The organism is Propionivibrio sp. (genome assembly GCF_029255185.1).
Classification (GTDB): Bacteria; Pseudomonadota; Gammaproteobacteria; order Burkholderiales; family Rhodocyclaceae; genus Propionivibrio.
This window is the reverse complement of sequence record NZ_JAPUVO010000131.1, coordinates 66,046-76,105: the sequence shown is the minus strand read 5'-3', so window position 1 is coordinate 76,105 and position 10,060 is coordinate 66,046. Positions and strand designations below refer to the sequence as shown.

General features: G+C 55.0%; 7 protein-coding genes. 3 read left to right on the top strand and 4 right to left on the bottom strand.

Annotated features, from left to right (window positions below; all coding sequences use genetic code 11):
* The first annotated feature begins 436 nt into the window (after positions 1-436).
* On the top strand, positions 437-3,157 hold the full coding sequence (gene ppdK, locus Q1J43_RS14235) for a pyruvate, phosphate dikinase (RefSeq protein ID WP_301103167.1): 2,721 nt from the start codon (positions 437-439) through the stop codon (positions 3,155-3,157).
* Positions 3,158-3,276: 119 nt separating this feature from the next.
* Here ppdK and Q1J43_RS14230 read toward each other — a convergent pair whose 3' ends face one another.
* The 4 genes from Q1J43_RS14230 to Q1J43_RS14215 form a co-directional block, all read right to left on the bottom strand.
* Positions 3,277-3,828 carry a TIGR00645 family protein gene (locus tag Q1J43_RS14230; RefSeq protein WP_301103166.1) on the bottom strand — a complete coding sequence of 184 codons (552 nt, stop codon included), beginning with the start codon at positions 3,826-3,828 and terminating at the stop codon, positions 3,277-3,279.
* 114 nt (positions 3,829-3,942) lie between these two features.
* Positions 3,943-5,271, bottom strand: coding sequence for an ATP-binding protein (locus tag Q1J43_RS14225; protein WP_301103165.1), 1,329 nt, complete (start codon positions 5,269-5,271; stop codon positions 3,943-3,945).
* A 20-nt stretch (positions 5,272-5,291) separates the two neighbouring features.
* The gene (ompR, locus tag Q1J43_RS14220) at positions 5,292-6,014 is read right to left on the bottom strand and encodes a two-component system response regulator OmpR (protein ID WP_301103164.1); all 723 of its coding nucleotides are present in this window, start codon (positions 6,012-6,014) and stop codon (positions 5,292-5,294) included.
* A 54-nt stretch (positions 6,015-6,068) separates the two neighbouring features.
* Complete coding sequence (locus tag Q1J43_RS14215; protein ID WP_301103163.1) at positions 6,069-8,051, bottom strand: methyl-accepting chemotaxis protein; 1,983 nt, start codon at positions 8,049-8,051, stop codon at positions 6,069-6,071.
* 226 nt (positions 8,052-8,277) lie between these two features.
* On the opposite strand from Q1J43_RS14215, the gene Q1J43_RS14210 reads away from it, so the two are divergent.
* Complete coding sequence (locus Q1J43_RS14210; RefSeq protein ID WP_301103162.1) at positions 8,278-8,532, top strand: hypothetical protein; 255 nt, start codon at positions 8,278-8,280, stop codon at positions 8,530-8,532.
* Between the two features lie 225 nt (positions 8,533-8,757).
* Positions 8,758-10,041: a phosphopyruvate hydratase gene (eno, locus tag Q1J43_RS14205; RefSeq protein WP_301103161.1), complete on the top strand. Its 1,284-nt coding sequence runs from the start codon at positions 8,758-8,760 to the stop codon at positions 10,039-10,041.
* The last annotated feature ends 19 nt before the right edge of the window (positions 10,042-10,060 follow it).

The window sequence follows — 10,060 nt, the reverse complement described above, 5'->3', positions numbered from 1 at the left end:
GGCAGGGCAATGCAATTGCCCACTCAAGTTCCGTGCCAGAATAAAATTCCTTGGAAATAGTGGGTGCTGTGCAAATGATCGCACAATGCGAGCAGAGAACAGCGGACTGTCAGCGTCACTTGTTGGCGCGATTTGTCACATTTGGGCGCCACTCTTGCATTAGAGCAAGCCCACCCCTGCCGCTGCTGACCGTCCCGAGACAGATATCCGCGAGCAACGGATCGCTCGCGGGCTTATCGTGGCGCCATGAAGGTCTAAAATCACTTCCCGTCTTGCGCCGGAAAGCGCTTGCCTTGATGTGATTTTGCAGAATGATGCAAAACGAGCCTTCGATCCTTGGTATAGTGTGCGGCCTGCAATTGTAAGAAACAATCGAAGAAATGCGTTAAGCATTCCCGTAGTGCTTTTTAATTTTTCCCGTTTAAATGAGGTCAATATGTCGAATAAATTCATTTATGTTTTTGGCCCTTCAAAGACCGAAGGCGCAGCTGATATGAAAAATCTGCTCGGTGGCAAGGGCGCCAATCTTGCAGAAATGTGCCGTCTGGGCATCTCGGTGCCTCCCGGCCTCACCATCAGTACCGAAGCGTGCACGGTCTATACCGAGCAGGGCGCGCAAAGCATTCAAAAACTGATCGAAGCCGATGTAAAACAGGGCATGGCTTTCGTCGAAAAGGAAATGGGCAAGAAATTCGGCGATGCCGCTGACCCTCTGCTGGTTTCCGTGCGCTCGGGTTCGCGCGCGTCGATGCCCGGCATGATGGATACGATTCTCAACCTGGGTCTCAATGACGAGGCGGTCGCGGGTCTGGCCAACAAATCGGGTAACGAACGTTTCGCCTGGGACTCCTACCGTCGTTTCATCCAGATGTATGGCGACGTGGTCATGGGGCTCAAACCCGAGTCCAAGGAAGATCACGATCCCTTTGAAGTCATCATCGATGAAATCAAGGAGAAGCAAGGCGTCGAACTCGATACCGACCTGAGTACTGCTGATCTGAAGCAGATGGTCAACGAATTCAAGGCGATGATTCGCACACGTCTGGGCCGTGAGTTTCCCAACGATCCGTGGGAACAGCTGTGGGGCGCCGTGATGGCCGTGTTCCAGAGCTGGAATAACGACCGCGCCGTCTACTATCGTCAAATGAACGACATTCCGGGTTCCTGGGGAACCGCGGTAAACATTCAGTCCATGGTTTTCGGCAACCTCGGCCAGAACAGCGGTACAGGCGTTGCCTTTACTCGCGACGCCGCCTCAGGCGAAGATATCTTCAACGGTGAATTCCTGATCAACGCCCAGGGCGAAGATGTGGTGGCCGGCATCCGTACGCCGCAGCAGATCACGCTTGAAGGGTCGCGTCGTTGGGCCGAACTGGCACTCGTCAGCGAAGCAGACCGTGCCGCCAAGTTTCCGTCGCTCGAAGAAATCATGCCGGCGATCTACAAAGAACTGCTCAAGACCGAGACGGCGCTGGAAAATCACTACAAGGATATGCAGGACATCGAGTTCACCATCCAGGAAGGCAAGCTCTGGATGCTGCAAACGCGTTCCGCAAAACGCACAGGAGCCGCCCTGGTCCGCACCTCCGTCGAAATGCTTAAACAAGGCCTCATCGATGAAAAAACAGCGCTACTGCGTGTCGCCCCGGACCGACTCAACGAACTCTTGCACCCGGTGTTTGACGGCCAGGCCATCAAGAAGGCGCGTTTAATCGCCAGCGGTCTTCCCGCTTCGCCGGGCGCCGCCACCGGCCAGATCGTTTTCTTTGCTGATGAAGCCGAGGAATGGGTTGCCCAGGGCAAGGACGTGATCCTGGTTCGTCAGGAAACCTCGCCCGAGGATCTCCGCGGTATGGTCGTGGCCAAAGGCATTCTCACGGCACGTGGCGGCATGACCTCGCACGCAGCAGTTGTTGCCCGTGGCATGGGCAAGTGCTGCGTTTCCGGTGCCGGGTCCGTTCGCGTTGATCCGAAAGCGCGCACGATGACTGTTGATGGCGTGGTGTACAAGGAAGGCGACTGGGTCTCGCTCGACGGTTCAACCGGCAAGGTTTACGAAGGCAAGGTTCCGACCAAGGATGCAGAACTGTCCGGCGATTTCGGAACACTCATGGAGCTGGCTGACCGTTACAAGCGGTTGGCCATTCGCGCCAACGCTGATACGCCGGAGGATGCCAAGGTGGCCCGGAACTTCGGGGCCGTCGGCATTGGCCTGTGCCGCACCGAGCATATGTTCTTCGAAGGCGACCGCATTAAATCGGTTCGCGAAATGATTCTGTCTCAGGATGAAGCCGGTCGGCGCAAGGCGCTGGCAAAGCTGCTGCCGATGCAGCGCGGCGACTTCGAGGGCCTGTTCCTGGAAATGGATGGCCTGCCAGTCACCATTCGTCTGCTTGATCCGCCACTGCACGAGTTTTTGCCCCATGACGAAGCCGGTCAGACGGCCATGGCCAAGGAGATGGGCGTTTCGTATGACAACATCAAACACCGTGTTGACGATCTGCATGAATCGAATCCGATGATGGGTCACCGTGGTTGCCGCCTCGGGATCAGCTATCCAGAAATCACCGAAATGCAGGCACGTGCGATCATCGAGGCCGCGCTCAACGCCAAGGCCAAGGGACGCGACGTCAAGGTCGAAATCATGATTCCGCTGGTGACTACCGTGCGCGAATTCAATGCCCAGGCCAAGGTCATCCGCGACACGATCGCTGCCGTCTTCAAGGAACGTGGCGTTGAAATCAGTTATCTGCTCGGAACCATGATTGAAACACCGCGTGGCGCGCTGGTTGCCGACAGCATCGGCAAGCAGGCCGAGTTCTTCTCCTTCGGCACCAACGATCTGACGCAGATGACGCTGGGCTTCTCGCGCGACGATATCGGCAAGTTCCTGCCTTTCTATCTGAGAGACGGCATGTACGAGCAGGATCCCTTCCAGTCAATTGACCAGAAAGGCGTTGGCTTGCTGGTCAAGATGGCGGTCGAAAAAGGTCGTGCGGTGCGCACGGGAATCAAGTTGGGCGTTTGCGGTGAGCACGGCGGCGATCCGGCTTCGATCGACTTCTTCCATCGTGTCGGGCTTGATTACGTGAGTTGCTCACCGTTCCGTGTGCCGATTGCACGTCTGGCCGCAGCGCAGGCAGCGATCAGCAACTAGGGGGGGCTCAGGTGTGAAATGCGCCAGTTTCAAGGAGCTGGCGCATTTTTTTGTGGGTTTCAATCGGGGGGTCGCCCGATCAAACTGGGGGCTTGCTAGCTTTGATGGCGCGACACGAATTAGTGCTGGGTAGCCTCGATCGTGTCCGACATCAGTTTGTCAGTGAATGCAATGCCGATCGCCGAAAGAATGAAAATCATATGTATTATGGCTTGCCACATGACGCCGGCTTCGGTGAAGGTGGATTCTTCAGACCCGAGCGAGCCGATCGCGATAAATGTTTTTAACAAATGGATCGAACTGATGCCGATGATGGCCATCGCCAGTTTTACTTTCAATACCGATGCATTGACGTGACCGAGCCATTCCGGTACGTCAGGGTGCCCCTTCAAATTGAGTCGTGAGACGAAGGTTTCGTAACCTCCGACAATGACCATCACCAGAAGATTGGAAATCATCACAACGTCAATCAGGCCCAATACAGCCAACATGATCAATTGCTCGCTGAGGTTGGTAGCCCCCTGAATCAAATGAAACAATTCCTTGATGAAGAGAATGACGTAGACGCCCTGGGCCAATATCAAACCCAGATACAAAGGTAACTGCATCCAGCGCGAACTGAATATCAGCCAGGAGAGGGGGCTTAGCTTGGTAGTGGATGGGGTATTCATGAAAATTCGTGTTGATTGAAGCGATCTGTTTCAGGCGCTATGCGACAACAAAACGCAGCGATAGTTCACGCGCAGCGCATTTCGTTTGCCTACCGGAGCCGTTAGAGCGCATGCTCAGACATCGCCTTTGAGCGGCAAGCGAAGGCGTGCGATCAACCCGCCCCCTTGGCGCGCCAGCAGTTCAAGGCGGCCGCCGTGCAAGCGGGCAATACGCTCGACGATTGCCAGTCCGAGCCCGGTGCCACTGGCATCAGTGCGGGCATTTTCGAGGCGCGTGAAGGGTCGCTTCAGACGTTCCATTTCACTTTCCGCGATGCCGGGGCCGCGGTCGAGAACGTCGATCAGGATGTCGCCATTCTCGATACGTGTTTCGACAGCGATTTGATCGCCAGCATACTTGCGGGCATTTTCGAGCAAATTGGTTAGCGCCCTGGCCAAAGCCTGGCGGTAGATCAGCGCCCGGGGCACCTCGCCCAGGCTGATTCTCGGGTTGCTCGATGTGCTTCCCCGGGCACTGGCGACCTGGGTGATCAGGGCATTGACGTCGGCCGGTTCAGCCAGTTCGCCACGCTCGTCGCGCGCGTAGTCGAGGAACTGGGCAATGATGGCGTCCATTTGCTCAATATCTTCGATTGCTCCGTTGCGTGCAGACTCGCCGCTGATCGACATTTCCGCTTCCAGACGCAGGCGCGAGAGGGGTGTTCGCAAATCGTGCGAGATTCCGGCGAGTACCTCGGCGCGCTCGGCGTCGATGCGCTTGAGGTCTTTGGACATGCGGTTGAAGGCTTCAGCAAGCTGCCGCAGTTCGATGGCGCCGCGTTCAGCCATAACGTCGGGGTGCCTGCCACGGCCGACTTCTGTCGCTACGGCCGCCAGCGTGCGCAGGGGCAGGGTGACACGCGAGACGATCAGCCACGCCACCAGCAGCGCCAGTGCCAGCGAAGCGCTTCCCCAGCCCAACCAGTGCCAGGGAAAATCACTTTCGGCGTGTTCGCCAGGCAGCATCAGCCAGTAGTCATCCCCATCGCTGTCGCCAACAAAAAAACTGACCCAGATTCCCGTTTGCCCATTGACCGAGCCAGCGAAGCGGGTGTTCGACCCGAGTTGCGATTTGGCGGTGTTGTACATGACGCGAAAGAAGTAGGTATCCGGCAGGGCGGTAATGACGTCGCTGGCTTCGGCCGGGTAGAGATGGACGCCTTCGCTCTCCGCCAGGTCGCGCAGCAGGGTCAGTCGTTTAACTGGGTCGGCCGCCACCAGTGCCGCACTGGTGAGGTTGACGACGCTCACCGTGAGTTGCGCTAACTGGCGTGCACGCGGTTCGCGTTCGGCAAGTCCGAACAGGGTGAGCCAGGTGGCCACAGAAACAAAAATCAGCAGGCTGACCAGCAGAAAGGTCCTGACCAGCAGCGTCTGCGGAACAAATTTTCGAAGGAACGTCACAAGTCGCGCGTTAATGAGCGTTATTTGGTCTGGCCCTGTCCATCGGGGACAAAAACATAACCAAAGCCCCAGACAGTTTGTAGATAGCGCGGGGTCGCCGGGTCGGGTTCGACCAACTTGCGCAGACGGGAAACCTGCACGTCAATGGCACGGTCGAAGGGACCTTGCTCGCGGCCCCGCGCCAGCGTCATCAGGCGGTCACGAGAGAGTGGCTGGCGTGGATGTTCGAGCAGTACCTTGAGGACGGCAAATTCGCCAGTCGTCAGCGGCAGGATTTCATCGTTTCGTTTTAGCGTACGGGTGGCCAGATCGACTTCGACATCGCCGAATGAAATCAACTTGTCTTCGCCGGTAGGCGCGCCCGGAACGACGTTTCCCCGCCGCCGCAAAACGGCCTGAATGCGGGCCACAAGTTCGCGTGGGTTAAATGGCTTGGGTAGATAATCGTCAGCGCCCATTTCGAGACCGACAATGCGGTCAATCTCGTCGCCCTTGGCAGTGAGCATGATGATGGCCTGTTGCGGTTCGTTGGCGCGCAGGCGGCGGCAGATCGAAAGTCCATCCTCACCGGGCAGCATCAGGTCAAGGATGATCAGGTCAAAACTGTCGCGGGTCAGCGATTTGTCCATGAACTGTGCATTCTCGGCGGTCTTGACAAAGAAGCCCTGCTCGCTGAGATAGCGGTGCAGGAGATCGCGCAGTCTTTTGTCGTCGTCGACGACAAGAATTTTTCGCTCAGCCATGGGGCAATCGTAACCGGACTTGAATTGAATGGAGTTGCCGCAGGGGTTTCTTGCTTAAAGCCTGAAACGAGCGGTAGATTCCTTCAAAGCGCATGAGAGTGAGCGGAGCTGTTCTGCAGAAACAGCAACCCCACTGATGGCTGAATTATTCTCTTCTGCCATTTGAGCAATCCCTTCCACGCTCTTTGCAATTTCATTGCTCGCACAGCTTTGCTCGCGCAGCGAGGTGGAAATATCATCGACTGCCACCAGAACCTTGTCTGTACCGCCATGGATATGCGTCATGGACTCACCCGTGCTGCCTACCAGCCTCATCCCTTCATTTACGATGACTGTCCCGTGCGACATGCTCTCCACCGCTTGCATCGTGCCACTTTGAATGGACGCGATCATGGATGCAATATCTTGCGTTGACAGCTTTGTGCGCTCTGCGAGTTTTCTCACTTCATCGGCCACTACAGCAAAACCTCGACCTTGCTCACCGGCGCGTGCTGCCTCGATGGCTGCGTTGAGTGCCAGCAGGTTGGTCTGATCGGCAATGTCCTTGATAACATTAACGATATCTGCGATCTTGTGCGATTGCTCATCCAGCGTCTGCATAAAGACCGACGACTGATTGACGTTGTCGACGATTCTGCTCATTTCCACAATGGTCTCTTGGGCAAATTTAGCGCCGTCCTGTGCCATCTGTTTAGATTCAACAGCGCTGTTGTGAACGTCGGCCGCATTGTCCGATATGTGGCCGATACTGACGGTCATCTCTTCTACGGTGGCTGCGACACTGGCCGCAGCGTCGCTCTGACGGTCTGTAGCAGCCATCACCTGTTTAGACGAAACGGCAAGCTGTTGCGCAGAATTAACCAGTTGAGTCGTTGCATCAATCACCTTGTCAACCATGTCTCGAAGACTGGTTTGCATCGCCTTCATGGCGGCGAGCAGGCTGGATTGATCGTCAGACTGTAGTGCGACCGTTCCGGAAAGATCGCCTTGCGCAATTTTCCTTGCAATCTGGGCAGCATAGTCAGGTTCGCCACCAATCTGTTTCAGAATTTCCCGGATTAGCTTAAATGTAATAAACAAGGTCAAGGCAATGGCAAGCAGGGTTAGCCCAAGATAGATCATCATCATCAGGCGAGCTTCTGCCCGCCTCTCTTTCGCCATACCAAGCAGGTCAGTACCGAGTCTGTCTTCAACATCCTTGAGAAGATTGATCCTCTCGGTCGACTTGGCAAACCATACTTTGGCGTCTATGCCCAAGGAAGGGCTCAGCATATTTTCGGTTGCAGACTTCTTGATCTTTGATACCTCATCTACAGCCGAGCCGGTCATCTTGTCTTTAAAAAAAGCGGCCTGTTCCGGGCTGGCATAACGGTGAAAGAGTTCAAGCCAGATCTCCTGAAAAGATGAGATCGACAAAAATCGTATCAACATCTCTGGCGAAAATTTGTCTGATCCAAAGACATTGGCAAGCGTCGCCCGCTCAATTCCTGAAAATTCCTTACCCTGCAATAGGGCGCCATAGCTTGTAGCGATCCGCGATATTTTCGGATCGCTTGCTACAGAGGAGGTCTCTGCAATTACTGTCAATAGGCTGGCTATGGTATTGCTGTAATAAGCAATCGTCTCAGGCCCGCTAAGACCAAAGGCTGAGACAGCCTGACGTTTGGATGAGAGCTCGCCTAACTGCTTTTCGGCTTCGTTCAGATTGCTTTTAAGCTTTTCGCCAAAATCTGAGGCATTAAAACTGCTAAGCTGTTTTGCAAAGATCGATTGGGATTTGTCCACCTCGAGGCGCTGCGCAGTCAGTTCGCTGGAGAAATTGGAGCCCTTGCTGCCGATGAAACCGGCACTCATACCGCGTTCTTTTTGCAATTCGTGGATGAGAGCGCCAACAGTTGCAGAAACTCTGGCCAACTCCTCCAGTGCCGTCATTTCCTGCGCTTGCTGAGTTTTTTCCAGAGTGATTCGAATTGAGAAAAATAGCAGAAAGAACAGTGGAACGCAGGCCAGTATAAGCAGCTTGTTTTTCAATCGCATTGAATTTCCCCTGAAGAAAATCGCTCTTATCGGCTTGTGTAACGCTATATTCGAGCAACCCGTGTGATTCTAACGCCAAAACCACAACAGTTCTCAATTCAAAATCTGACTGCTCAGGACATTGAGATGATCGTAGCGTTTGATGGCGTTGCGTCGGATACGAAACTTGATTCGGTAGCCTTCGGGCCGCTTTTTGCCGATCGATTACGACCTCGCCGGTAAAGGCATGATGGGGTTTACGGCCGAGAAAGTGCATGCCGTCGGTGGCACCGAAACCGGTGATGGCGGCGTTGACGAGATCGTCGTGGATGGTAGGCGGCAGCGGATTGACCGACGCCACCTGGTGAATCAGGAAGGTGGGCCATTGCGTATGCTTGAATTTCTCGGTCAGTTTGGCGGTCGTTTCGAAATCAGACGTCCAGATAATTTTGTTGTCGCTGCGCTCATGCCACGTTGGACAAGCAGGGCAAATTTGTTCTAACCATCCATCGTCATTATTCCGGCGCAAGCGACCGTAGGAAGTGCAGAGCCCGGAATGACGGTAAATCAATAGGTTAGCGGTAGAACAAATTTACCCTGCGGTCAGGCAGGCCAAGACGTTTTATAATTCGCCTGAGTATTGAGCGGCGCGCAAGGATGCGGCTAGCATGAACGTGCTGACCGCCCAGGGTTTGCCATTAATGTCTGTATAGATAAAGGAATAAAAATGAGCTCAGTTGTTGATGTTGTCGCGCGCGAGATCCTTGATTCCCGAGGCAACCCCACCGTTGAATGTGATGTGTTGCTTGAATCTGGCGTCATGGGGCGTGCCGCCGTGCCTTCCGGCGCTTCAACGGGTTCGCGTGAAGCCATTGAACTGCGCGATGGGGATGCCTCTCGCTATCTCGGCAAGGGCGTCATGCAGGCGGTTGAGAACGTCAATACCGAGATCGCCGAAGCGATTATCGGCCTTGATGCGCAGGAGCAGGCGTTCATCGACCAGACCTTGATTCATCTCGACGGTACCGAGAACAAATCACGCCTTGGCGCCAACGCCATGCTGGCGGTGTCGATGGCTGTCGCCAAGGCCGCGGCTGAAGAATCCGGTCTTCCGCTTTATCGCTATTTTGGCGGTTCCGGACCGATGCAGATGCCGGTGCCGATGATGAACATCATCAACGGTGGTCAGCACGCCAACAACAGTCTTGATTTCCAGGAATTCATGATCCTTCCGGTCAGCCAGAATTCCTTCCGTGAAGCCTTGCGCTGTGGCGCGGAGGTTTTCCATGCGCTCAAGAAACTGCTCGACAAGAAAGGCTTCTCGACGGCCGTTGGCGACGAAGGCGGCTTTGCTCCAAATCTTTCCAGCCATGCCGATGGCTTGCAACTGGTGGTGCAGGCCATCGAAGCGGCCGGTTATTTTCCGGGCGAAGACGTGCTGATCGGGCTTGACTGTGCTGCTTCCGAGTTTTACAAGGATGGCAAATACCATCTGGCCGGCGAAGGTCTGCAACTGACCTCGGCACAACTCGTCGATTACCTGGCCAATCTTGCCGACAGCTTCCCGATCGTTTCAATCGAAGATGGTATGGCCGAGGGTGACTGGGATGGCTGGAAACTGCTGACCGACCGTCTGGGGGAAAAAATTCAGATCGTTGGTGATGACGTTTTCGTGACCAACACACGGATCCTGAAAGAAGGTATCAAGCAGGGGATTGCTAATTCCATTCTGATCAAGATCAACCAGATCGGAACGCTTTCGGAAACGTTTGCCGCCATTGAAATGGCCAAACGTGCCGGCTATACGGCCGTCATATCGCATCGCTCGGGCGAAACCGAAGACAGCACCATTGCCGATATTGCCGTTGGCATGAATGCCCTGCAGATCAAGACCGGTTCGCTGTCGCGCTCGGATCGCATTGCCAAATATAACCAGTTGCTGCGCATTGAAGAAGACCTCGGAGACACGGCCGGTTATCCAGGCCGCGAAGCGTTCTACAATCTGCGTTGATTGACTGATCGGCTCTCTT

Excerpts from the sequence above, each read along its gene's own strand:
- ppdK (WP_301103167.1), top strand. The coding sequence starts at position 437 with ATGTCGAATAAATTCATTTATGTTTTTGGCCCTTCAAAGACCGAAGGC.
- Q1J43_RS14230 (WP_301103166.1), bottom strand. The coding sequence starts at position 3,828 with ATGAATACCCCATCCACTACCAAGCTAAGCCCCCTCTCCTGGCTGATA.
- ompR (WP_301103164.1), bottom strand. The coding sequence starts at position 6,014 with ATGGCTGAGCGAAAAATTCTTGTCGTCGACGACGACAAAAGACTGCGC.
- Q1J43_RS14215 (WP_301103163.1), bottom strand. The coding sequence starts at position 8,051 with ATGCGATTGAAAAACAAGCTGCTTATACTGGCCTGCGTTCCACTGTTC.
- Q1J43_RS14210 (WP_301103162.1), top strand. The coding sequence starts at position 8,278 with ATGATGGGGTTTACGGCCGAGAAAGTGCATGCCGTCGGTGGCACCGAA.
- eno (WP_301103161.1), top strand. The coding sequence starts at position 8,758 with ATGAGCTCAGTTGTTGATGTTGTCGCGCGCGAGATCCTTGATTCCCGA.